At 38.3% G+C, this 26288-nt stretch carries 20 protein-coding genes; 12 read left to right on the forward strand and 8 right to left on the reverse strand.

Annotated elements, in window-relative coordinates; translation table 11 throughout:
• Nucleotides 1–814: 814 nt before the first annotated feature.
• Nucleotides 815–1408 carry a 2OG-Fe(II) oxygenase gene (locus tag EGI31_RS12205; RefSeq protein ID WP_255037512.1) on the forward strand — a complete coding sequence of 198 codons (594 nt, stop codon included), beginning with the start codon at nt 815–817 and terminating at the stop codon, nt 1406–1408.
• 139 nt (nt 1409–1547) lie between these two features.
• On the opposite strand, the gene EGI31_RS12210 is transcribed toward EGI31_RS12205, so the two are convergent.
• Nucleotides 1548–2471, reverse strand: a complete 924-nt coding sequence (locus EGI31_RS12210) for a LysR family transcriptional regulator (RefSeq protein WP_255037513.1) — start codon at nt 2469–2471, stop codon at nt 1548–1550.
• 167 nt (nt 2472–2638) lie between these two features.
• On the opposite strand from EGI31_RS12210, the gene EGI31_RS12215 reads away from it, so the two are divergent.
• The 3 genes from EGI31_RS12215 to EGI31_RS12225 all read left to right on the forward strand — a co-directional run bounded on the left by EGI31_RS12215 (nt 2639) and on the right by EGI31_RS12225 (nt 6532).
• On the forward strand, nt 2639–4075 hold the full coding sequence (locus tag EGI31_RS12215; protein ID WP_255037514.1) for an NADP-dependent isocitrate dehydrogenase: 1437 nt from the start codon (nt 2639–2641) through the stop codon (nt 4073–4075).
• Nucleotides 4076–4342: 267 nt separating this feature from the next.
• Nucleotides 4343–5179 (forward strand): DUF6671 family protein, encoded by an 837-nt coding sequence (locus EGI31_RS12220; RefSeq protein WP_255037515.1) that lies wholly within the window; start codon nt 4343–4345, stop codon nt 5177–5179.
• A gap of 6 nt (nt 5180–5185) precedes the next feature.
• Complete coding sequence (locus tag EGI31_RS12225; protein ID WP_255037516.1) at nt 5186–6532, forward strand: dihydroorotase; 1347 nt, start codon at nt 5186–5188, stop codon at nt 6530–6532.
• 48 nt (nt 6533–6580) lie between these two features.
• Here the strand turns inward: EGI31_RS12225 and EGI31_RS12230 are convergent, their stop codons facing one another.
• Nucleotides 6581–7531: an ion channel gene (locus tag EGI31_RS12230; RefSeq protein WP_255037517.1), complete on the reverse strand. Its 951-nt coding sequence runs from the start codon at nt 7529–7531 to the stop codon at nt 6581–6583.
• Between the two features lie 121 nt (nt 7532–7652).
• Entirely contained in the window at nt 7653–9119 is a 1467-nt protein-coding gene (locus EGI31_RS12235; protein WP_255037518.1) for a LuxR C-terminal-related transcriptional regulator, read from the reverse strand.
• A gap of 125 nt (nt 9120–9244) precedes the next feature.
• Between EGI31_RS12235 and EGI31_RS12240 the strand changes: the two genes are divergently transcribed.
• From EGI31_RS12240 to EGI31_RS12275, 8 genes are all read left to right on the forward strand, one after another.
• Nucleotides 9245–9496: a hypothetical protein gene (locus EGI31_RS12240; protein WP_255037519.1), complete on the forward strand. Its 252-nt coding sequence runs from the start codon at nt 9245–9247 to the stop codon at nt 9494–9496.
• Nucleotides 9497–9538: 42 nt separating this feature from the next.
• Nucleotides 9539–11272, forward strand: a complete 1734-nt coding sequence (locus EGI31_RS12245) for a hypothetical protein (RefSeq protein ID WP_255037520.1) — start codon at nt 9539–9541, stop codon at nt 11270–11272.
• On the forward strand, nt 11262–12935 hold the full coding sequence (locus EGI31_RS12250; protein ID WP_255037521.1) for a tail fiber domain-containing protein: 1674 nt from the start codon (nt 11262–11264) through the stop codon (nt 12933–12935). Before EGI31_RS12245 ends, EGI31_RS12250 begins: the two co-directional genes overlap by 11 nt.
• Nucleotides 12932–13942 carry a hypothetical protein gene (locus EGI31_RS12255; RefSeq protein ID WP_255037522.1) on the forward strand — a complete coding sequence of 337 codons (1011 nt, stop codon included), beginning with the start codon at nt 12932–12934 and terminating at the stop codon, nt 13940–13942. Before EGI31_RS12250 ends, EGI31_RS12255 begins: the two co-directional genes overlap by 4 nt.
• 3 nt (nt 13943–13945) lie before the next feature.
• Nucleotides 13946–14398 carry a DUF3592 domain-containing protein gene (locus EGI31_RS12260; RefSeq protein WP_255037523.1) on the forward strand — a complete coding sequence of 151 codons (453 nt, stop codon included), beginning with the start codon at nt 13946–13948 and terminating at the stop codon, nt 14396–14398.
• Nucleotides 14395–14814 (forward strand): hypothetical protein, encoded by a 420-nt coding sequence (locus tag EGI31_RS12265; protein WP_255037524.1) that lies wholly within the window; start codon nt 14395–14397, stop codon nt 14812–14814. The genes EGI31_RS12260 and EGI31_RS12265 overlap by 4 nt, the downstream gene beginning before the upstream one ends.
• A gap of 153 nt (nt 14815–14967) precedes the next feature.
• Nucleotides 14968–16713: a T9SS type B sorting domain-containing protein gene (locus EGI31_RS12270; RefSeq protein ID WP_255037525.1), complete on the forward strand. Its 1746-nt coding sequence runs from the start codon at nt 14968–14970 to the stop codon at nt 16711–16713.
• A 261-nt stretch (nt 16714–16974) separates the two neighbouring features.
• Nucleotides 16975–19440 carry a TonB-dependent receptor gene (locus EGI31_RS12275; RefSeq protein WP_255037526.1) on the forward strand — a complete coding sequence of 822 codons (2466 nt, stop codon included), beginning with the start codon at nt 16975–16977 and terminating at the stop codon, nt 19438–19440.
• A 108-nt stretch (nt 19441–19548) separates the two neighbouring features.
• Here EGI31_RS12275 and EGI31_RS12280 read toward each other — a convergent pair whose 3' ends face one another.
• From EGI31_RS12280 to EGI31_RS12300, 5 genes are all read right to left on the reverse strand, one after another.
• Nucleotides 19549–20502, reverse strand: a complete 954-nt coding sequence (locus tag EGI31_RS12280) for a YheT family hydrolase (protein ID WP_255037527.1) — start codon at nt 20500–20502, stop codon at nt 19549–19551.
• Nucleotides 20503–20505: 3 nt separating this feature from the next.
• Complete coding sequence (locus EGI31_RS12285; protein WP_255037528.1) at nt 20506–21573, reverse strand: 3-oxoacyl-ACP synthase III family protein; 1068 nt, start codon at nt 21571–21573, stop codon at nt 20506–20508.
• Between the two features lie 170 nt (nt 21574–21743).
• Entirely contained in the window at nt 21744–22571 is an 828-nt protein-coding gene (locus tag EGI31_RS12290; protein WP_255037529.1) for a universal stress protein, read from the reverse strand.
• A gap of 493 nt (nt 22572–23064) precedes the next feature.
• Nucleotides 23065–24234: a S8 family peptidase gene (locus EGI31_RS12295; protein ID WP_255037530.1), complete on the reverse strand. Its 1170-nt coding sequence runs from the start codon at nt 24232–24234 to the stop codon at nt 23065–23067.
• Nucleotides 24235–25035: 801 nt separating this feature from the next.
• Nucleotides 25036–26288, reverse strand: a 1253-nt coding sequence (locus EGI31_RS12300; protein ID WP_255037531.1) for a hypothetical protein, incomplete at its 5' end; no start/stop codon positions are given.

Below are 26288 nucleotides of genomic sequence, written 5' to 3' on the forward strand. Positions count from 1 at the left end.
CCTTTGTGATACTTTGTGGATTTCTTTGTGAGCCTTTGTGAAACAATTCGGGAGGTTTTTAACCGCAAAGAACGCTAAGGAAATGCTCGCAAAGAACGCCAAGAAAGCCTCTACTCCTACTTTAAAGTACTAAATATTAACCCTTTGTGATACTTTGTGGATTTCTTTGTGAGCCTTTGTGAAACAATTCGGGAGGTTTTTAACCGCAAAGAACGCTAAGGAAATGCTCGCAAAGAACGCCAAGAAAGCCTCACTCCTACTTTAAAGTACTAAATATTAACCCTTTGTGATACTTTGTGGATTTCTTTGTGAGCCTTTGTGAAACAATTCGGGAGGTTTTTAACCGCAAAGAACGCTAAGGAAATGCTCGCAAAGAACGCCAAGAAAGCCTCTAGATGAACTTTAAAATACTAAATTTAAACACTTTGTGAAACTTCGTGCATCACTTTGTGAGCCTTTGTGAAACAATTCGGGAGGTTTTTAACCGCAAAGAACGCTAAGGAAATGCTCGCAAAGAACGCCAAGAAAGCCTCTAGATGAACTTTAAAATACTAAATTTAAACACTTTGTGAAACTTCGTGCATCACTTTGAGAGCCTTTGTGAAACAATTCTCAAAGTTTATAACCGCACGAAAAAACCATCCGAATCGAAAATTTCAACCCCCATTTATTTGGAACCTTCAAACATTTAAATTCACAAAAACCATTTGGCCAAAAGCTCATATTTATTCACTAAAAACATTCAAAAGCCCATAAACCACCTACCTTTACCTGCGGCAATACTGCCGATATTGCTCATTTATGGTTTTAGTATATGCAGAAAGTTTTTGACGCCCTTATTGATGGTTACTTGTTAGACAAAGTGGGTATATCGGAAAACTTCCTGAGCTTGGCTTTATCCAAAAACCTGAAAGAGAATCTTGTGAAACTTTTTGAAGAAAAAAAACTAATTACTGCCAAAACTGGAATCGGAAATGAAACGAATCTCAACACTGCCATACGCTCTGACAAAATTTTTTGGTTAGACCGAATTCACGAAAATCAACATGAGAACGACTTCTTCGATATCATGGATGCGTTTGTGTTGTTTCTGAATCAAACCTGCTACACGGGTATCACGAGTTACGAGTTCCATTATGCCTTATACGAAAAAGGCAGTTTTTACAAAAAGCATTTCGACCAATTCAAATCCAACGCCAGCCGACAATACACCATGATTTTTTATCTCAACACCGACTGGAAACTCGCGGATGGCGGTGAATTGTGCGTATATTTCAAAGATTCCTCTCAAAACATTTCACCAACAAATGGCAAAAGTGTGTTCTTCAAAAGCAGCGAGCTAGAGCATGAAGTCCTCCTAAGCCATGCACAACGAATGAGCATAACGGGCTGGTTTCGTGTGGATTAGACAAATTACTATTCTTACCCTACAAGAACGCACCAGACTCGAAAAAGACAAACAAGTTCAACACAAAAATTTCTGAATATTGATATCAAATATGACGTTTTCAAAAAAAAATAAAAAACTTCATCTTTTAGCCATTACTTTAGTAATTCTCGTACCAACTAAATGTTTTCTTCACAATTTCAGACTTTTCAAGCTTTAAATATTCCAAAAACGAGAGAGAAACGGGAGAATGTTTCTTACCTTTTAACCAAATCAGGCTCCAATTCGTGGTTATTGGTAAACCTTTAACAGGGATAATTTGGAGTTCATTATTTTGCAACTCGTTGCGAATACCAATCAATGGCATAATAGAATATCCAAGGCCAGCAATTAAGGCTTGCTTAACTGCTTCGTTTGAGGTCAGCTCCATTTTTTTCAGCACAGACAGATTATTGCCTTCTATAAATTTAACCATAGTTTGGCGAGTCCCCGATCCTTTTTCTCTAAAAATCAAAGGCAAATCGCTAAATATTTCCTCTGGTTTAGCATTCTTTTTGGTCTTTATGGCTGTGTTTCCGACCAAGTATAATTTGTTTTGTAGAAGTTCAAGATATTCAATATTGAGATTCGAAGGCAGAATTGAAACCAAGGCAAAATCAATTTCATTGTTTTCTAAACTTTCTATCACCATATTTTTATTGGCCACATCCATCATGAGTTCTATACCGGCATGTTTTTGCATGAAAGAGGTTAAAAAATAAGGCATAATGTACTTACCTGTTGAAACTATCGAGATTTTCAATCTACCGGTTAACTGACCTTTGAAGGCTTGGGTTTTGTAATTGATGGCATAGACTTGATTAATAATATTCTCGGCAGCAACTGCTATCTCTCGTCCAAAATCCGTAATATAGATTTTTCTCCCAAGTACCTCAGTAAGAGGTATATCAAACTGATCCTGGAAGTTTTTTAGTTGAATAGAAACGGCCGGTTGAGTAAGGTGAAGCTCTTCCGCTGCTTTGGTCACACTTTGCGTTTGAACAATTTTCAGAAATATCTGCAATTGGTTTAAAGTATAATTCATAAAAATACTTAATGTTTGTTATTGCAAATATAAATAAAAACTTATTGTTTTTTAGATACAACTTTGCATCATGAAACAATTCTTCAAAGACAAAATACTTAATCAAGAGACTGAATTTAGATTTTTAATAAATACCATTGAATTGACAAACATAAAAACGCTATAAAATGAAAAAAATAACAATTGCCAAAGGAAACGGCATAGGGCCCGAAATAATGGACGCCACCATAGAAATTCTACTTTCGGCTGGAGCTAAAATCGAGATAGAAGAAATAGAAGTTGGTGAAAAAGTGTACTTGGCTGGTAACCCTGCCGGTATTGCTCCCGAATCCTGGAAATCTATCATTACCAACAAAATATTTCTAAAAGCTCCTATCACCACTCCACAAGGAGGTGGCTATAAAAGTTTAAATGTAAGCACAAGAAAATTTCTTGGTTTATATGCAAACGTAAGGCCATGCAAAAGCCTCGACCCCTTTGTAGACACCAAGCACCCGGTGATGGACCTTGTGATAATCAGAGAAAATGAGGAAGACCTATATGCAGGCATTGAACATCAACAGACCGATGAAGTAGTACAGTGTTTGAAACTCATCAGTAGGCCGGGATGCGAAAAAATCGTTAGATATGCATTTGAATATGCCAAACAGCAAAACCGCAAAAAAGTAAGCTGTTTTACAAAAGACAACATCATGAAACAAACCGACGGCTTGTTTCATAAAGTGTTTGATGAAATAGCCAAAGAATATCCTGAAATCCAAAATGAACACTGGATTGTAGACATAGGAGCCGCCAAAGTGGCCGAATCTCCCGAAATATTCGATGTAATAGTGATGCCCAACTTGTATGGCGACATTATTTCTGACATTGCCGCCGAAATTACCGGCTCAGTAGGACTCGCTGGGTCTTCAAATATAGGTGAAGAGTGTGCCATGTTTGAGGCCATTCATGGTACTGCCCCAGATATAGCCGGAAAAGATATCGCCAACCCTTCGGGATTGTTGCAAGGTGCCATTATGATGCTCAACCATATTGGGCAAAGCAGCGTAGCTGAGAAAATTCAAAACGCTTGGCTTTATACACTAGAACAAGGTATTCATACGGCGGATATTTACAAAGAAGGTACAAGCAAGTTAAAAGTAGGAACAAGAGAATTTGCGAAATCTGTCATAGAAAACCTCGGTAAAAAGCCTTCAATTTTAAATGCAGTCACTTACACCAATGACCATGCAATAAACTTAGCCAAATACCAACGAAAAGCTCCTCTTAATAAAGAATTAGTTGGAGTAGATATATTTGTTCATTGGAACGGCACTGACCCTAATGAACTAGCCGAAAAGCTAAAAAGCATTGAAAGTACACAAACAAAACTACAGATAATAACCAACAGAGGCATAAAAGTATGGCCAGATGGCTTTAAAGAAACCTTTTGTACCGACCACTGGAGGTGCAGATTTATGCCAACAGAAAATACCCCAATAAATAAGAATGATATCATTCAAATATTAACAAGGGCCGATTTAGCAAAAATTGATACCATCAAGACAGAAAACCTGTATGCTTTTGATGGAAAGATTGGATTTTCACTAGCTCAAGGACAATAATTAAATACAAAAAATGGAGATACGTGTAGTAAAAACGGTCATTGCCTCAGTTTTAATGGCTTGCTTTATAATTCTAACTTTTATGACCCAGGACCAAATTTATAGCCACTTGTTTTCGTCGATGGCGATTGTATTTGGTGTATTAGTCATTTCATCTAAAGGGAATTCGAAAAAAGTAAATTGATAACCTTACCTAAATTATTAACAATTTAACTAACTGGGACAATCAAAATCGATTATTTGATCCAGTTATTTTTTAATCCTAAAATGTTTAAAGATAGAACTTTATTTATAGCCACCAAGCACCATAAAGAAAAGGTAATTGCACCCATATTAGAGAAGGAATTAGGTGTAAAGTGTGTGGTGAATCCATCGTTTGATACCGATGTATTTGGAACTTTCAGCGGCGAAATTGAGAGAGATGAGGACCCACTGACCACAGCAAGAAATAAATGCCATAGTGCAATGAACACCTACAAATGTGACCTTGCATTGGCGAGTGAAGGCTCTTTTGGTTCACATCCATCGGCTTTTTTTATACCTGCCGATGATGAAATACTGATTCTAATAGATAAGAAAAACGAATTGGAGATAAAAATTAGGGAAATTAGCACCGAAACCAATTTTGGAGGCAGGGAAGTCAGTACCGAAAATGAACTCATAGAATTTGCTAATAGTGTTGGATTTCCTTCTCATGGCTTGATTCTCAAAAAAGCTGATAATGATTTAAGCGAAATAAAAAAAGGTATCGTTGACATCCATTCTCTGCTAGAAACATTCAATCAATTTATTTCAAAATCAAAGTCGGTTTGGGTAGAGACCGATATGAGGGCCATGTACAATCCCAAAAGGATGAAAGTGATTGAAAAAGCAACTTTAAAACTTGTAGACAGAATAAAGACCTTATGTCCTGAATGTCATTCGCCAGGTTTTGGCATAACCGAGGCCAAAAAAGGACTACCCTGTCAACTGTGTGGTTTGCCTACCAACTCTACTTTGAGTTATGTTTATACTTGTCAAAAATGTGAGCATAGCCAAGAGGAATTATATCCAAACCAAAAAACAAGTGAAGACCCAAAATTTTGTGATTACTGTAACCCTTAAAAAATTATGAAAAGGACAATAATAAAGAACGCACAGGTAGTTAACGAAGGAAAAATCACAACTTGCGACCTATTAATAGTTGGTGAAAGAATAGAAAAAATAGCTAGCCAAATTACTGATAATCAAGCTGAAATTATAGATGCAGAAGGTCATTTTTTGCTTCCCGGCCTCATTGACGACCAAGTACATTTTCGAGATCCTGGGCTAACACATAAGGCTACTGTTTATTCCGAGTCTCGGGCAGCGGTGGCGGGCGGTATCACATCTTTTATGGATATGCCCAACACCAATCCGAACACCTTAACCCAACAATTGTTAGAAGAAAAATATGCCATAGCATCAAAAAACTCGCTTGCCAATTATTCCTTTTTTATGGGAATAAATCAAGACAATTTAGAGGAGGCACTAAAAACTGATAATGAAAATGTTTGTGGAATCACTGACGATGGCTTGTACTTTAGTAACGACAAAGGTATTTTAGCCAACTACCCAGACTATTTGGATTTGCTTTTTTCCAGAACAGATACCTTAGTAGCCCTCCATAGTGAAGATGACAGCATAATTAGAAACAATACCCTTAAATATCGTGAAATTTATGGTGATAATATCCCAATGGATTTACATCATAGAATAAGAAGCGAGGAAGCCTGTCTTACTGCTACCAAACGTGTTTTAGATTTAGCAAAAAAGCATAACAATCGCCTACATTTATTCCATATTTCCACGGCTTCAGAAGCCAACTTGTTTGACAATAAAACGCCTGTAAGAGAAAAACGCATTACGGCTGAAGCTTGTGTACATCATTTGTGGTTTACCGAAAAAGACTACGAATTGCTCGGAGCTAATATAAAATGGAACCCATCTATCAAGAGCCAAGGCGATAAAGAAGGACTCATGAAGGCCTTGATTGACAATCACATAGACATTATAGCAACTGACCACGCCCCACATACCAAGGAAGAAAAAAGCGGAAATTACTTCAAGGCCATGTCTGGCGGACCTTTGGTGCAGCATGCTTTACCTGCATTGTTAGAGCTATATCAACAAGAAAAAATCAGCTTAGAAAAAATTGTCGAAAAATCGAGTCACAATGTATCCGAAATATATAGAATGATTGACCGTGGCTATATACGAGAAGGTTATTTCGCAGACTTAGTGTTGGTAGACTTAAACAACATTTGGAAGGTCAGTTCAGAAAATATCCTCTATAAATGTGGATGGTCACCTTTTGAAAACCAAACCTTCAAAAGTAAAATTTTAAAAACCTTTGTAAACGGAAATTTGGTTTATGATGCCGGTGTTTTTGATGAAAGTATTAAAGGACATAGACTTAAATTCTCGAAAATCAGGTAATTGAAAGGTTAGCTTTTTAGTAGCCGTCTGGCCTTCAAGTTGGTTTTCCTAATTTAGTTTCGCATTTTCGGTATCGGATAATTTATTGAGATCTAACAAATAATAATCTTCTTGCGGAACCGTCATCGGCAAAAACTTCTTACCAAATTCTATTTCGTTGTACAAAAACGACCTACGACTATAAATCGGGTCAGCAAAGGTATCGTTAGTGCCTTCAACAGTCACCAGCATCTCAGCATCTGAGGCTTGTAAACTTTCCATAGTTTCACCAAACAAAACACTTTTTTCGGTAATGGGATGCACCAAAGTCCAAGACATTGCAAAAAACTTCACTTTGCTCCTTTCCAAATCTAAGCCATAATATTTTCTTTTCACAACACCATCAATGGTCTCATTTCTCGAAAAAATCACGCTGGCTTCAACATTAATTAACTGATTGCTCTTTTCATTTGCAAGTCTGATCATCAAACCGTTGATGTCTAAATAAGGTGCAATAATGGCTTTTTCAGAATATCTAATACGTGGAATGGGTTTTGAAAACCTACCATAAAGCAAACCCGTAAGGATTGAAAAGGACAGTAAACCCAAAAACGCCTCCACCGAGGCGATAATATTGGTAACGTAGCCCACTGGACTTACTCTGCCATAACCAACCGTGGTGAGTGTTTGGCTAGAAAAAAAGAAAGCCTCCCAAAAATCAGATAACCCGTGATCTTTGTTAACTCCCATGAGATTCTCGATACCTATGAGGTAGTAGAGTATACCAAAAGTAAGATTTACGACTAGATAAAACCCTAAGGAAATGACCGCAAACTTGGCCCATGACATGGTGATGAGTTTATGGTATAGATTGACTCTTGCTTCGAAGGATTGACCAATTTTTTTAACGTTAAAATTACCCTCATTGTTCACCAAACGGGCTGAGGTGGATGTTGCTGTGGTACCAAAACCGGTATCTTCTCTCTGTTTTTCTTTTTCTACTAAGTCGATTTTCTTCATGTTATTTTACGGCTAAGAAGCTAAATTTAGAATTGCCTTTTAATGACAAAAAAAGCCTCCTAAAATTTCAATATCCAGACTAATTATTTCAAACCAACAAATAAGTCGGCAATTAAGTTTTCTAAGTCGATTGATGTTCAATAACCCATCTTACAGCTTCGGCTTTTGAATTGATTTCTAATTTGGTATAAATATTCTTGATGTGTGTTCGGACAGTATGTGGGCTGATAAACATGGCGTCGGAGATTTCTTGATATGAAAATCCGTTGGCAAAAGCTTGTAAAATTTCGGTTTCACGTTTAGAAAGTTTGGGAATAATAAGCTCATTTGGCTGCGGGATTTCTTCCACCAAAAGCGTGGTTTCAAGCTCTTTGTCGAGTTTAGGTTTATAGTTTCGAGAAAGTTCAAAAAACAGACCAATAGTAATAAAAAGCACGTTCCAGATCGAACTAAGCGAATAGAGAAAGGGTAACGTCACCCAAGTGTCATGCATAAAAACCGCCGCAAAGCGAGGAACTGCATAGCTTAACCAACCTGGCAAAATGGCCAAAAGCATCCATCTTGAAAAAGGCTTGGTGTTCCAGGTTTTAAAGATGATGATCAACATAAAAACATTGAGCAGCAATGCACCCAAACGGGTAATCAATCCGATGATTACGATACCATTATGCGACACCAACGAGTCCCACACAGGAGACAGAAACATCATAAAACCCAAGAATAAACAAATGGAAATGAGGATATTATAGGTCAAAATCCATTTAGATTTGTTCAGAAAGTTGAGCCTGTATACGGACCACAAAAAATAGAAATTAAAGATCTGAAAACTATAATAAATAAGGTACTGAAAATTAAAATAAGAGTTTTCGAAGAAAAATGCAGCGTAATTATGCCCAAAAAGGTAGCCTTCCAGATACAAATAAAGGAGCATAAAGGAGATATTGGAAAAGCTAAAAACCAGAAATACCCTGACCTTAAAAAAGAAGTAAATAAGCAAATTGAGAATGATCAAAATAGCCATAAAGCCTATCATGAGGCCATTATAAAGGTTTTCAGAGTCCCTGAACCTATTTAATCCTTCTTGGTCTAAAAACCTAATGGGAAATTTAACAGGATTGAATTTTGAAATACCCGAAATATAAACTTGATAAACGCTGTCATTTTTGAAGTGTAACGGAACAGTCAAGAGTCGAAAGGAATTGGGCTTTAATGACGTACCTTTTCTTATCTTTTCGACGGCCGATATCTGTTTTCCGTTTTGAAAAAGATAAACATTAATTTCATCAAAAACTGGATTATGTATTTGCAAAAAAAGCTCTCGCGGCTTATCCGATTTAAGCTTCAATTTTACCCAACCTTTAAATTTCCCCCAACCCAAATCCGGAATTACTTTCTCTGAAATTACGAAGTCAGCAGATTGGTCAACCTGATATTGATCCAGACGAAAAGTAGTATCGATAATGCTAGCCACCTCTCCCGTAAATTTCAAATCCCCTCTAAAATCTCGAAATTCATAGACCTTCTGTGCATCAATGCTGGTAGACACAAAAAATAGAAAAACTATAGAAATGTAGCTTTTAAACTTCATCTAAAGGTCATTTTGAGGCTTTTTGGGCGAATATACCACATTTGAGGTATTGACAAAAGAGCCCATTGAAGGTTCTTTTGTCGTACAATCTTAATCTAAATTTTTCAAAATCAAACCAAACGCTCATGCAATTCATAGAAGAATTTATAATACGGCAAGGCTTAGAATTTTTGGGCAGTGATTCTGAAAACATGGTTTTTTTGGAAGAATATGGCTGGTATTTAAGACTTAAAAATATTAGCGAACCAAGTAGCTTCAAAGCCAAAATCATAACCTCGCAATTTTTTTCCAATCATCTGGATAAAATCAAAAAACCACCGCATTGGAAGCTAAAATTCTGGGCAGCTGTGGGAAATTTTTTAGGATATAGAATTTAGAAAAATATTTTTAGAAAGTGCTAAAGTAACCTGAATAGTAAAATGAAATACAGACTGATTATTCTATCGTTGTTGGTTTCTTTTCTGTCTCATGCACAGGTAAGAACCGTGGAGAACAATACACAGAGCATCACCCTTACCCCAAACGGAGTAACGGTAAAAAAAGGCGTAAATTCGGGATTTGATCCAAATGTTTCAATCGGTTTCGATGCTTTGAAATCAAACCAACTCAATAGTCAAATAGGATTTGGCAACATTGGTATAGGAACTGAAACCTTGAGAGACAACACTTTAACACCAAACGGCACATTACCATACGGTATTTTCAATACAGCTGTTGGCCACTCTAGCATGAGTAATAACCGCGGAGGCAACTGGAACACAGCCGTGGGAACTTACGCACTTTCGGCTGCCCAGCACCCCAAATTCAATACGGCCATTGGTTATAGTGCAGGTCATCACCTGGGAAGCAGAGAAAACGTTGCCATAGGCATATATGCACTTCATAGCGGATATTTTGGAAATAGAAATACTGCTATTGGTGCATATGCTGGCGAAAACCTCGGCTCAATTTACAATGACACAGACTCTGCAAACGTATTTATTGGCTATCAGGCGGGTTCTACATTGGGTGCCAAGGCCAATAAATTATATATAGCCAATACCAACACTGACGAGCCCCTCATATGGGGAGATTTTTTTACACAAAAATTGGGATTTCACGGAAGCGTAGGGATTGGTACAAAAACGCCCAGTGACTTATTGAATATCCACGATAAGAGTCAATCAATTCCTAAGTCTTACCTCAGATTCACAAATGGTTTTTCGGGCCAAAATATAGAGGATGGATTTAGAATTGGTCTTACAGAGTTTATGAGTGGCATAATATGGCATTATGAAGACAAACCGTTGGTGTTCGGAACAAACAATACAACCAGATTGACCATTCATGAAAATGGAAAAGTTGGAATTGGCACAAATAATCCACAAGGGAATCTTCATATTTATCAAAATGCTGGTGTTAGTAGTTTAATTCTCAATACAAGTTACAGCGGAACAGGCTCACTAGATGGCCTATTTATTGGTTCAGGACAAACGAGTAGTTCTTTCATGAATAGAGAAAATCAAATTTTATTCATGGGGACAAATAACACAAATATAGCAACATTTCACCCAGACGGTAAATTTGGCGTAGGCCTCAATGGTTTGCCGGCATCCTCTGATCTACACATCCACAAAAATGATTTTGTGAGTACAGAGTTGCAGCTTACCAATACGAGTACAGGGTATTTTCCAACTGATGGTTTTTCTATAAGTATGAAAAACGGCGGAGAGCTAGAAATGAACTACAAAGAATCTCAGAAAGTGGTATTCCAAACCAATACTTCGGCTACCCCAGAATTGGTTTTACAAACCAACGGCAACATGGGATTGGGCGTAAACAACGCTTCAGCCAAACTAGAGGTAAACGGCTTTACAAAGTTGGGAACTGACGCACCTTCAATAAAAATAAAAAAACTGACAACCACTTCACCTGCCATCGAAGGTGCCACAATCAATCTTGACCATTTACTAAGTCCAAATAAAATCATAGCCGTGCAAATTATGTTGGAGTATATCCCCAACTCTTACGTGCCTCCTTCCTACGATGGGAATGGTGGTTTTTGGTATGATTGGTATCTTTCAGGTGATAAAATTTATATCAAAAATAAACTAGGCTCCAGTGGTAGCATTTTATCAAAACCTATTAAAATAATTATCACTTATGAAGAATAACTTATTCAAAACCAGTGCCTTGATAGGGATTATTTTACCCTTGCATGTTCTGGCACAGACACTTATTTTGCCCAATTCTAATGAGCAATTTATTACCTCAGCAGGAATAGTAGTGGACGACAAAGGAACAAACAACGGGACTGTGCAAAAAACGATAAAGTTTGGCACTACCTTCAGCGGCGAGGCCATTGGTAGTAAAAGGACGTCTGGAATCAATCAAAATGGCCTAGATTTTTACACAAACGCTATCAATAGGTTAGCCATAGCCAACAATGGTAATATTGGAATCGGAACTACCTCGCCCAGTACCAAACTAGAAATCTTAAATGGTGGCTTGAGTTTGTCGAATACTGGTGACAGCAAGAAATGGGAGTTTAACTATGACGATATCAATAATTATTTTTATCTCGATGAGTTTGGTTCGGGGCGTAGATTTTTAATAAAAAATGGAGGAAACATTGGTTTCAATTCATTAAATCCACAAAATACACTACATATTCATCAACCATTAGCAGGTCAGAATTTCATACAATTGACCAACCCTGCCACGGGTTTTACCAACTCTATTTCAGGTCTCAGAATCGGCCTAGACGATCTTGGCAATACCATTTTTTGGAACAGTGCCAACAAAAACATGCATTTCAATGTCAACAGTGAATTTAACATGACCATAGCCAACACAAGTGGTTTTGTTGGAATAGGTACCGAAACGCCACCCACTAAACTTAGCCTCCAGAATGGAAATTTTAGCATCATCAATACCGCCGACAACAAACGGTGGGAATTGGCCTATGACCAAACAGACAATTATTTATACATCGATGAATTTGGTTCTGGAAGACGTATGGTTTTCAAAAATGGCGGAAATGTAGGCATCGGAACAACTAATCCGACATTTCCTTTCGAGATAAATGGCACTCTGGCCACCTCAGCGATTGCCTCAGAGTACGATTATAATCAAATCTCAAATAACCCAGTGAATGGTTCATTCATTACGAACTATTCGATGAAAGCCAACGAGGCTATACTCGCTCGAAAATTCAATGCTTTTTCAGATCAAAGACATAAAACATTTATTCGCTATGAAGATTCAAAAAAGGCACTAGAATCCATAAACCATCTGCGGCCCACAAATTTCAAATATATAGACAGCGTTGCTTTGGGTAGAGAAATCAACCTGGGTTTTATGGCACAAGAGGTGGAGAAAATCATTCCGGAAGCGGTTTCAAAGGTAAAATCTGAGTATATCCCAAATATTTTTATGATGGCCAAAGAATTAATTTTATTGAAAGAAAATACTTTAAGAATAAGGTTAGCAAAGCCCCATGAACTGAAATTAGGTGATGAACTCAAACTACTGGCCAAACAAGAAAATCACTCGAAAGTCAGCAAAATAATTGATGATTACACTTTTGAGATTGAAAAATGGACAGATGAAACTAAACAAGTATTTGTTTTCGGAAAAAAGGTAGATGACTTCAGAACAGTAGATTACGATCGGATTTTTACCCTTGGTATCTCGGCCATTCAAGAACTTTCTCAGCAACTTACCCATGTACAAAAACTTCTGGATAAAGAAAGAGAAAAAAATGACGCACAAGAAAGAAAATTAGGCGTTCTCGAATCAAAAATCAACGAAATAAGCAACCATTTGAAACAATGAAAACAATATCACTTTTACTCATTTTAGCCCTAAATTCCTACGCCCAAATTGGCTCAAAAATACCAGCACAAAAAACTGGCTTGTCGGGTACTTGGATAAACAAAGATTTTGGCTACGACATGAAACTTCAGCTCAACGAAAACGGCAAGGGCTTCTTTGAAGACGAAGCCATCACATATGCCATAGTTGGCAATAAAATAAATATGAAGTTTGAAGAAGAAACGATTGCTTACAATTACAAACTCGCTGGAAATGTTTTAACCCTTTCGGGAGGGGATTTGGACTCGCCCGTTAGTTTTTCGAAAAATGGTGCTTCTGTCAATACCAAAAACGAAATGACCAGTTCGAGCCCAAAATCAGTGGAAGAAAAAAACTCGAAAGCCGAAAAATTGATTGGAAAATGGACCACCGAAGGAGCTGACATCGAGTTTAAACCGAACGGAAAGGGAATTTACAACGGAAATCCATTCACTTACACTGTGAAAGGCAACACCCTGACCAGCACGGTTAACACGGGTACCAATACATTTTTCTTTATGTTTTTGGGAGAATCACTATCAATGAGTGGTGCTGGCATAAACGTGGTTCTGACAAAAGGCCACAAAGGATACAAAGCGGAAACTGCAACTAGCGGCAACTATAATTCTGGTGGTGGAATAGACCAAAGCATTGTGGGTAAATGGTGTTGGATAAGTTCATCGGGCAACTACTCGGCCAGTAGTTCATACAGTAAATGCCTGAATATCAATAGCAACGGCACCTATACCTATTCCTCAGAAGGCTCTGTAAGTGGTTATGGTGGAGGATATTATGGAGGTTCGAGCAGCCAAAGTTCCGACAGCGGCACTTGGAAGATAGTGGGCAACAAAATACACGTACAGTCGAGGGCAGAAGGTTTTAAAATTTATTCTTTCGAAAAAAGAAACCACCCAAAAAACGGTGACCCTATGATAATAATTGATGGAGATTCTTATGTAACTTACACCCAAAGGCCCTCGTGGCGATAAATTATGGATAAGGAAGAACTAAAAGCACATTTACAAAAAGGTTTCTACAAAAAACCTGGTTTTTGGGAAAAGAATTTCCCAAAAGTATTCACTTGGCTGGGCATTTCACTTTTAGTGATTGGTCTCGGAATAGGTGCCAATGACCTGTATTTCATAAAAAACACTATCAAGACAGCAGGTGTCGTCATCCGGCTTGATGGAGGTGCTTATCGCCAAGGTTATGCACCAGTTGTCGAATATCTCGACCAAAACCAGAAACCGCATCTATATTATCACATGGTATTTAGCCGACCACCCCAATATGAAATTGGAGAAACCGTGGATATCTATTTTAAAAACGACAGGCCCGACGAAGCCAGTATGGGATATTCGTGGCTGGCGATTTTAGTTTTGGTTGGATTAGGAACTTTATTTTTATTCTTTGGTCTAATTTTCAAAAAAGCATTTAAACTATGAAAACTTTAATTATCAAAACATTAGCTCTCAGTTTACTTTTATTTTGCTCAAAAACTTTCGCTCAGATTACCCCAAAAGGAACTGCCGAAAAATTCTTTAGGGAATACCAAACTTTGGGCGTAACCAAATCAATCGACAACCTCTACGCTTCCAACAAATGGATGGAACTTTCGGCCGAGGCGGTTTCTGGACTCAAAACGCAACTGGAAGGTCTCACCTTGGATTTTGTTGGGAAATTTTACGGTTACGAGCTTATCAAAGAACAAAAAATAGGCGAAAACTACATTTTTTTGACCTATTTAGGCCGTTATGACCGCCAACCCATCCGTTTCGATTTTGAATTTTACAAGCCCAATAATGTCTGGCAAATTCACAGTTTCTCGTTTGATGACAAATTTGGTGAGGATTTGAAGTAAACATTTAAGCTCTTTTTAAAATCACCTAGGATAAATTTCTCCGTTTAGGTGATTTTGCCGTTTTGTAAAATTCTCCTCACAAATTTCCAAGGCAACGAAATAATACATATATTCGTAATTGCTTATATACTACTCAATTACCTAACCTAAACCATGAACACATTTACAAAAATGTGCGGTATTTTGTGTCTCAGTTTGTGGAGCCCGCTCGTGTTCGCACAGGTGGATAATACAAGTAATCTTGGCTTTGAAAAAGGTAATTTTGATGGCTGGACACTGAGCTACGGAAATGTGAGATTGGTAAACAACAAAATAGAGTACCAAAACACCCAAAATGGCACAACCCAAAATCGGCATCTGATAGTATCCAAAGCCCAGGGAAACGACCCCAAGATAAATATTGAGGCCATTCCGATGGTTGGAAAGGAAGGCAACTACGCTTTGAGAATAGGCAAGACTCAAAATGGCAATACTTGGGAAAGGGCCTCTACGACTTTCAAGGTTACCGCCAATCACTCCTTGTTTCAATATCATTTTGCGGTATTACTCCAAGAAGACGACGGAACACGGCATACCAAACCACAAAAACCCGGTTTTTCATTAAAAATTACGGATTTAGCCGGCACTCAAATCACTTGTGGAGATTTCGACGTGCAGTTAGAAGGAAATCTGCTCTCTGGATTTAAGGCTCAGGGCGACATAGAATTTAGAAATTGGACCACAGGTGCCATAGACTTAAGGCAGCACGTGGGTAAAACTTTAAAAGTCGAAGTAACAGCCCACGGTTGCACGGGCCAAGGGCACTTTGGCTACGCCTATTTCGATGCTGAACTCTTAAAATCTGAGATAACACAGGCTTCAGTTTGCCCCGATATCAATGGCAATATGACGTTTTTGGCTCCCTTAGGTTTTGAAAAATACCAGTGGAGCAACGGTAGCATTGGCCGAGCCCTTACCGCCAAACCTGTTCTGGGTGAACCGTTTAAGGTTACCATCACGCCTTTCTCGAGCTTAGATGCAGCTTGCAATTTTTCACTTTTTTATAATGTACCCTTCAAAACGGCCAGCCAAAGCCTTCAAGCCACCATTTGTGACGGAGAAAGTTTCAAAATAGCAGACGAGGCATATAAAACCACGGGCAGTTATACCAAAATAATCTCACGAGGCGGTATTTGCGATAGTACCGTAAATCTACAGTTATTGGTAAATCAGGTGCCGAAATTCAATTCGGTCGTAAACAAATGCGAGGGAGAAAGTGTAAGCATCAGAGATACGGTTATAACAACCAGTGGTAACTATCGTATACGTTTCAAAAGAGCGGGCTTGTGCGACTCGGTAGTAAATGCCGACATAAACTTCGAAAAACTTGAAATAAAAGCTACTGATAATCAAGCCATAACTATTGGAGACCCCATTGAACTTAAAGGCGAAACAGTGGCTGGAACGGAGGGCAATACGAAATGGCTCAGCGAATCAAGCGAACTCTGTAATGCTTGCCATGAAATCAGATTAGAACCTATCAAAGACCAAAATTTTTATTACGAAACAGTGAGCCAATCTGGCCTCTGCAAGCGTACAGACACCACAGCCATAAAAGTTGTACCCTGCACAGTTCACTTTCCAGACTCCTTTTCGCCAAATTCTGATCCCTTAAATGCCACATTCTTTGGATTTGGGAGCAAATGCATCGCTAAAGTTCTCAATTTCAGCATATTTGACCGCTGGGGCGAACAGATATTCTTAACTGAAAACATACCCGTTTCTGATGAAAAATATGGCTGGGATGGCAGAAAAAATGGTCAAGATTTACCACCAGGAATTTATACTTACCTGGCCAAAGCTCAGTTGCTTGACGGCTCCATTGAGCAATTTGAAGGAACCGTGAATTTATTTAGATAATAAATCTTTCCTGTGTTGAATTACCCTTAAAACCGAAAAAACCAATTATTTCTTCAAAATAAGCTGATTAAAGCCTTGAAAAAAAAACGATGTTTTTTTTCAACTTCATGCAACTTCCCCGCTTTTTCATGCATCCATACAACAAAAACCACTCATCCTAGAAAAAAAACCATTTGTGTATTAACCACTACTTTGTATTACACATTACTATTAAGTTTGCATTGAAAAAAGAAGCTATTACAAAAGACAAGTACTAAAAAAATGAAAAAGCTATTACAATTAACTTTTGCCTTATTGGCAACCATGAATTCTTTTGCCCAAAATTCCGGATCGGTAACGGGTGTAGTGTTGGATGAGAAAAACGAAATCTTGCCTTTCACTAATGTTCTACTCCTCAAAGCCAAAGACAGCACTCTTGCCAAAGCAGTTACCTCGGATATTGAAGGTAAATATTTGATTGAAAACGCCCCGTTTAACCAATATCTATTAAAAATCTCGATGGTGGGTTATGGTGAAATTTACACCCCAAAATTTATCTTGAATGAAGCCAATCCCAATTTCAAGTTTGAACCTATCAAATTATCCCTTCAAACACAAATGCTTAAAGAGGTGAGCGTTACTGCCAAAAAACCTTTTATCGAGCAACAGATTGACAAAACAGTCGTAAACGTAGAAAACTCCATTGTGGCCTCAGGAAATACACTACTCGAGATTCTTGAGAAATCGCCTGGCGTAGTGGTGGATAGACAAAACAATGCCCTAAAACTAAAAAACAAAGATGGCGTAATGGTGATGATTGATGGACGTAGAAATTTCCTATCCAACGAAGCCCTGATACAATTCCTATCGAACCTTAACAGTGAACAAGTGGCTTCTATAGAGATCATTACGAATCCGTCTTCTAAATATGATGCCCAAGGAAACTCGGGAATTATCAACATAAAACTTAAGAAAAATCTTTCTTTTGGTACAAACGGAACCTTGACTGTATCAGCAGGTAATACATTTTTGCCAGATGCTCCAAACGATCTTTACAGACTTTCGACCAATTTGAGCCTAAACCACAGAAACAAAAAGTGGAATATTTATGGGAATATAAATCCGGGCAAAAACACTTGGTATAATGACAATACCCTCGTAAGATCTACCAATTATGAAGGATTGAGGAGCGAATTTAACCAAAAATCTCAAAGAAACGGAAGCGGCGTTTTTACCAACGGTAAAATAGGTGCCGATTACTTCTTATCCAATAAAACTACCCTAGGAGCTATGATAGATGTGAACAACTGGAGCGGCAGCGGAATCAGTAGCGGATTAACAAATATTGTAGAAATCAAGAATCAAACTAGAACTGCTAGCAGTTTAATTCCCGGCTCAACCAATGACAATGATAACTTCAATGTAACAGCCAACATGAACCTAAAGCATAATTTTAATGACAAAGGGAAAGAACTGACGGTGGATTTAGATTACAGTGGTTTCAACAACACCGCAAATACCAACTTTGAAAACAAGTTTTATGATGCCAACAATAAATTAACTGATAATCTGGTTCAAAGAAACCCAACTTCTACCATCATCGATATTTTGGCCGCAAAATTTGATTTTTCTATACCAACCAAAAACAAAGCTAAACTTGACTTCGGTGCGAAATCAAGCTATGTTAAAACGGACAATGACTTTGTTTTTGAGCAAATGCTAGACAATAATTGGATCAATGACGATGGCAAAACCAATCGATTTGTGTATAAAGAGTTTGTAAACGCAGCTTATGTAAACTATGGCAGACAATGGAAAAAAGTAGGGCTTCAGTCGGGTTTAAGAGCAGAATACACCATTTCTGAGGGTAACTCTCTGACTCTCAACAAAGTGGTTCCGAAGGAATACCTAAGTCTTTTCCCAACTTTATTCGTAAATCACAATATCAGCGAAAAACACGCCACCAGATATTCGTATAGTCGCAGAATCGGAAGACCTAATTATCAGCAGCTTAACCCGTTCTTGTTTTTCTTGGACCCATATACTTTCCAAAAAGGAAATGAGTTCTTGAATCCACAGTTTACTGACAACGCAGAGTTTACCTACTCTTACAAAGGAGCGTCTTCTATTTCATTTGGGTATTCATTTACCAAAGACAATATGTTTGACGTCATAGAGCAGGAAGATGAAACCAGAAAGACGTTTCAGACTACCACCAACCTCGAAAAAGTAGAGAACTTCTCGGTAAATGTTTCGTTTCCGGTGACCGTAACCAAATGGTGGACTATGAACAACAACATCAGTGGATATTACAATCGTTACAGAGACAGTAATGTGTCTGGAGGCGTATTAGACATAGGTAACTTTGCATATAATTTTTATACTGGCAATACCTTCTCTCTGAAAAAAGGCTGGTCTGCTGAGGCCAATATGTGGTATAACTCACCAAATATTTTCGGTATTATCAGAGCCACCAAGCCTCAATACGCAGTAAATGCAGGTGTTCAGAAAGTATTAAACAAAAAAGCTAGATTGAAACTCAACGTAAATGATATGTTCTTGACTTCGTTTTTCAATGGAAAAATAGATTATCAAAACATTGATTTGGCTGTCACCAACCGTTGGTCAAGCCGTAGAGCTACACTTAGCTTTACTTATAACTTCGGTAATCAAAATGTGAAAAGTGCAAGAAGGAGAAGCACTGCTGCTGAAGATTTGAAAAGCAGAGTTGGTGGAGGACAAGGTTAATCCTCAACTCCTGTGTAGCCCCCCGCCCCAGTGGGGAGTTTTATCGTCCTGTTAAATTCTAAGGAAATCAAGAGGCTCTTTCACATGTTGAAAGTGCCTCTTTTAGGTTTAATTAGACAAATTTGAACAAAACTCCCAGCCAAGTTCTTCTACCAAACTGTGTTTTTGGCCTTTAATCATAAAGCCTACATGACCGCCATTTTGTGTGAGTTTTAGGTTGATGTTTTTGTTGTTCTCTGCACCTTTTATATCCAAACATTCTGAACTTAAGAAGGGATCATTTACAGACTGAATAATAAGAACCGGGGCACAAATATCCTTTAAAAGAGGCTTGGAAGAGGCTTTTTTGTAAAAATCCTGTGCGTTTTCGTATCCATGCAAGGGTGCAGTATATCGGTTATCAAAAATCTCAAAATTTTTCACCTCTTTCCAATAGTTATCAAACTTAAGATGTGGGTGGTTGGGAAACATTCTGGCCTTTTGTTCTAGCTTTTTTCCTAGTTTTTTCAAGAATCTGTTCATGTAAAATCTCTTGCCAGGCTTGGCCAATTCTGCCACAGAGGTAGGTAAATCGAGCGGAACTGAGGCCACAACAGCACCTTTTAGTTGAGAAGGAATAGAGGTTTTATATTCTCCTAAAAGCCGTAATGTCAAACTTCCACCCATACTAAAGCCAGCCAAAAAGACCTCTTCGTATCCTAACTTTATGGCATATTCTACCACATATTTTAAATCTCCAGCATCGCCATGGTGATAAAACCTCGGGAGTTTATTGATTTCTCCACTACAGCTTCGTGAATTCCACCCTAAGCCATCAAAACCATTCCGACGAAATTTTTCAACCATTCCTGTCACGTAATGCCGAGTAGAATCGCCTTCCAATCCATGAGTGGCTATCAAAAGCTTTTTACTTCCTGTTTTTACCCAGTCTAAGTCGAGGAAATCTCCATCAGGTAGCGTAATTCTTTGACGCTCGTATGGCACCACAATTTTTCTAAATAAACTGGGATAAATAGTCTGTAGGTGGCCGTTTACTTGTAAAAAAGGAGGTTTGAATGTCATAAATTAAAACTGATAAACCATGGCATTGCAATGCATCCCCGCTCCTACTGAGGCAAAAACCACCTTCATTCCCGGAGTGATTTCGTAATTCCCCAAATCGTGCTTACGGATCAAATCCAACATAGTTGGAATCGTTGCTACGGAGGTATTACCAGTAAATTCTATCGTTGTTGGTATTTTACCCTCAAAAGAAAGTCCTTCCAAACCATACATTTGTGCAAGATTGTTGGCAAAAGCATGCAACATTTTGCCGTTGGCCTGATGAAAAAGAAACATATCGACATCGGATGCGGTTAGGCCAGCCTTATCTAAGGCCGCTTTTATAACTTTGGGCACCCAAACCGTAGCATATTTGTAAACATCCTTACCGTTCATTTTGAATAAAGTAGGAGCTTTAAGTTCTTTATTATAAGATTTTGCCAAATAGATACATGAAATATCCTCCTGAGCATGTGAATACGTGGCATAAGAAATTATACCTTTGGAATCGTCCCCTCCACACGAAGTTACAATAGTAGCACCGCAACCATCCGCCAATATCATGGAGTCCAAATCGTGAGGATCCATCAATCTGGAGGCTACTTCTAAACCTACCACAAGCACGTTTTTTGCATCGCCCATTTGAATCGCCTGATGGGCTTGGATAATGCCTTGTAGCCAACCGGGACAACCAAAAAGAATGTCATAGGCAAAACATTCGTGGTTTTCTATGGCCAATTTGTTTTTAAGCAAAGCCGCCATGTTGGGTACCGTATGAAAACCGTCGCGACCTTCGAGCATGTTGCCGGCGTTGTGAGCCACAATGATACCATCTATGAGATTTCGGTCTTTGCCCCATTCCGCCAGAGCATTTTCGCAAGCAGAAGCCATCAAAGGAACGGAATCTCCTTTTTCAGAAATGTATCCTCTTTCTTTTATACCAGTGATTTGTTCGAGTTTGGCCACCATTTCCTCGGTAGACTTAGGCATCGGTGTACCATCTTCATTCAGAAAATTTCTATCTAAAAAAAACGAATTCGGAATTCTTCTTTCAGGCATTTGGGTGCCTGTGGCTGCTATTACGGTTTTCAAAATGTTGTAAGTTTGAAGGTATAAGATTCAACAATCGCACAAAATTACATTATTCCATCATACAATTAGACAATTCTATTTTTTTGAATAAAATTTCTTTTCTGAAAAACAAAAAATGTGAACCCTCAAAGAAGATTCACATTTAAACCGTATAGCAATTTTCAAAAAAACTAATTTTCTACATAGGTAAAAACAGACGTTTTGGAATGATTAACCACCGACTCAGCTATGCTACCCTTGAAAAAATGTGCTATGCCGGTGCGACCATGGGTATACATCACAATCAAATCAGCATGTTCTGTTTCGGCATATTCCAAAATACCGTATTCTATTGTGTTGGCATTAAAAATCTCATATTTACAGTTTTGTAGGCCTAATTTTTCAGCCAATTTATGCATTTTAGCTTCGGTTTCTCGGTAATCGACTTTTCTGTTGCCATCATCAACATGTAGAAAGTGAAACTCAGCATTCTCCAAAGGCAGACTCTCAATAGCCTTTTTGATAAATTCTTCATGAACCAAATCTACCCCCAAAACTACTTTTTTGGGTTGAAAAGTATCTTGAGAATCCTTTACCACCAAAACAGGACACGAGGCCATTCGAACAACCTCTTCGCTATTAGAACCGCTGAAAAACTCCTTGAAACCTTCTGCTCCATTTGAACCCATCACTATCAAATCGGCCTTGTGTTCTAATACCGATTCCACAAAATGCTCGCTCGTTTCTTCTATCAAAGGTTTGATTTGCACGCCTGAGTACTTGGAAATCAACTCCTTCATTTCTTTCTTGGCCGCCTTCAAAATGTCTTCCCAGGCATCGTCAATTGATACTCCAGACGCTCCGTAAAGTGAATAATAGGCACCTACGTCGGCAGTTGGGTAAACTTTAACATTTAAAAGCTCAACTTTTGCATTTATTTTTTTGGCAATTTCAACTGCCACGTCTAAGGCTCTATTGGCTATTTCGCTCAAATCGGTAGGAACCAAAATCTTTTTCATGATTTTTTTATTTAGGATAAATTTGAATCTTTTTTTGATACGAAATTCAAATTTTTCATCCAAATAAAAAATGACTTCAGGTAGGCTAAGTGATTTATTTTTATGCTTTTAATCAGTAAAAAAAACCGAACATTTAGCCTCTAAAATTATTATTAGGCTAAATATTCGGTTTAATATATCAAACTAAACGAGCATTTTCAGCTTCTTATTTGATTTTCTTTGTTGTTATAGGAACACAAATTGGCTGGCAACAGTTTTCGCTAATTACCCTAACTGGGCAACATGCCACAGTTTTACATGTACTTCCTTGATCTGCAGTAAAGCAGTAAGAACCGCTTTGGGTTACTGTAAAATTATGTCCTGTTCCAACAATTTGCTTATGCTTTGACTAAAACAAATTATTGTATTCGATATTTAAAATTAAAGTAAAAAAAAACAGCAGCAAATTAATTTTGCTGCTGAATAATTTATCCTAAATATTGGATTCAAGAAATTACCTAGAAGCCAATCCATCGGGATTACCGTCGGGGTCTCCAGATACTGTACCTCTTGTATTTAAGTTGCCCAAAAGCAAAATTCCACAGACGTGAGGGGTGGCCATAGAAGTACCGCTAATGGTATTGTATCCGTCTCCAATCCAAGTTGATTTAATGCTCACGCCGGGAGCACAAATATCTACTGGCGGATTTCCGTAGTTAGAAAACGACGCAAAAACATTGCTGATATTGTGAGCAGAAACTGTCACGATATTTGGACCATTGACACGAGCAGGAGAATGATTATTAGCGTTGTCAGTTTCGTTACCAGCAGCCAATGCAAACTTCACACCTGATGAATTAGATGCATTTAGCACCGCTTGATCTAAGGCCGTGGATACTCCACCACCTAAACTCATATTGGCAGCATCTCCTGGCTGACCATTGGCCGCAACCCAGTCGACACCAGCTATCACGCCCGCATTTGAGCCACTTCCTCTAGCTCCCAAAACTTTTACAGGTACTACCTTAGCACCTGCCGCTACTCCTACAACCCCAATGGTATTATTTAATGCGGCCACTGTACCAGCCACGTGCGTTCCGTGCCCATTGCCATCATCAAAACCGGCGTCTTTTCCTGTTGAAAATGCCGAAAATCCACGAGTAGCATCCACATTAAGGTCAGGATGAGATAGGTCAATGCCCGTATCTATAATCCAAGCCGTTTTACCTGCACCACTGCCTGCACCACCCACAGCAGTGATACCCCATGGAATTTCCTGAGCCGGCTGTGTAGTACCACCACCTGGTTTACCTTTTTGAGAAATGGTCACTTCAGCGTCTTGTTCGATATAATCTACCGCATCCGAAGCTAGGAGCTTTTGGGCTTGTGCTGGCGACAAAAACGCCGAGAATCCAGTTAAGGCAGTACTGTAAACATGCTCAATAGCCGAAGCATTGGCACCATTTGCAGTTAGCAAAGCCACCACTTTGGCTCTAACAGCCGCTGGCATACCTTTTGTTTCGGGTGTACCTTTTAGTACCACAATGTATTTACCCGGAATAAACTTGGTGCCAGTTGTAGCATTTTCTACCGTCATTACATTGGCTTGGTTGTTGATGAGGTCTGATTGGTTACACGAAATCGTGATGGCCACCAAAGCAGCTGCTAGTAAGGTTTTTTTCATTTGAAGAGTTTTAAGTTTAAATAATTTAAAAATAGCGTTTCAAAGACCGTTTGAAAGGTTAATCTGTAATTCACAGATTTTCTGATTCTTACAGGTCGAAAACTTAGTATAATTTTAGCAAAAACCATTCCAAAGAACAAGAAATTCAGTTACTTAATTTTTTACTTTTTGTCATGTTTCAGAAAGGTCTGAATAATAGATTAATTAAATAGGCTATGAATATCCTTTTGCAACCTCCTAATATTCTTGAAGGGGATTTGGGGTAATGTTTATCTTTTATGTCAAAACATCTGTTTTGGCTTGATAAAGTTAAAAAAGTGATATGAAATATTTAAAAATTGGAACCAATATTCCCTTTCTAATATAATTAGACAATATGACTATAACTAAATTTTATATGCCAGAAAGTAACCTAGAGATACAATTATGGTTGCATTTAAGCCTTCCTGCCAATCTACAGCTTGATTGGTGCCTGATTGAATAAGGCGTGGATTTATTTTTTCCCATCTTATACCCTTCTATGGGAGAGACTCCCCTAAGGCAATCATCACCTTCAGAACAATACTCCAATTCATCTTTTTGTGTATATTAGATTTCGTAGATTTTTTTAAATTTGAATAATTATCTAATATTCACACCAATACTTCGACAACCTCATTTTAAAAATAACTTCTTTGAAGTTACCAAACTTTGGGGGGCATTTTGTTAATAAATAACTTGCTGACAGAGGTGGCTTTTTATAAACGCAAAATACTCCAACCCTAGAGTTGGAGTATTTGAAAAGAATTTTAAGCTATATTCTTATTTAGTTTTTCTAATGATAAACGGTATACAAATTTGATTTAAGCATTCACAATAATCTGTGATGATTATTGGGCAACAACCAGCCACCGGACAAATATTTAAGCCTGGAATTTCTACTGTATAGCTTCCGCTTTCCGTTGCCACATATACATTGCTATTGGCTCCTTGGATAACCGAACCATTCCGTTGCCAGATATAACTGGCATATCCTGTTGGTGCTGAAAGCTCTATTGTTTCACCTCTAGCCGAGCAAAGCAATATCGGAAGACTCACACATGATTTCGCTATATCGTCTTCAGTGGGAATACTATTACCCGGCTGAGAATCAACATCTGCTCTATCTTGTGTGTGTACCCAAGCCATATTACATGCTAGACCACCTACTGATGTCATAACTCTAGCACTTACTGTCATCGTAGCAGTATCACCTGCAGCGATGTTAATACCTGACCAAATACCTGTGATGGCATTGAAATTACCCTCAGAAACAGTATGTGAAACATAAATCATATTAGAAGTTAGACTATCTCTGACACTTATTGCAACCAAATCAGCTAAAGTATCTTTTCTGAAAACCTTTACGGTAAAAGTGATAATATCGTCAACATTAACTTGACATTGAGAATTTGAGGTTTTTGTCAACTCCACATCAACTAGGCTCGGAGCATTCGCAATTAGCGAAACTTGAGATTGGTTTGATGTGTTACCATCGTTGTCATTTCCAGTGTAGAATATAGGAGTCGGATTTCCGACAAATCCACTGGCAGGAGTAAATGTAATTGTTCCCGTAATAGGATTTACAGTCCAAACACCTTCACCAAGAACAGTCTTAGTTTTACCATTGCTGAGTGGGTCAGCACCAACAATGGTTACTGTTGAAGGAACAATGGTGTCACCATTGCTATCGTTAGCCAATATATCGACTGTCTTTGGCAAGCCAGGTATGTAAACATCAGAATTGTTTACCGTTTTAGGCAGATAATCTACCCACAATATCGCTGTATCTGATTTGCCTGTAGCCGTTTCTGTCATGTTATACACAATCGGTGTTGGGTCTGATTTGAACGTCGTCTCTGGCGTAAAGCCTGCTATGCCTGTTGTTGGATTGTACGTCCATGTTCCTTCGCCTGCTACAATTAGACTGGACTGATCACCAGCGGTGATGGGGTCTAGGTCAACCGTAACTTCTGCTGGGGTGGGCGTAACGCCGTCCCCTTTTTGGTCATCCGTCAAGATATTGCCCAAGCTTG

Origin of the sequence: Lacihabitans soyangensis, assembly GCF_024343775.1 — a bacterium.
GTDB classification, from domain to species: domain Bacteria; phylum Bacteroidota; class Bacteroidia; order Cytophagales; family Spirosomataceae; genus Leadbetterella; species Leadbetterella soyangensis.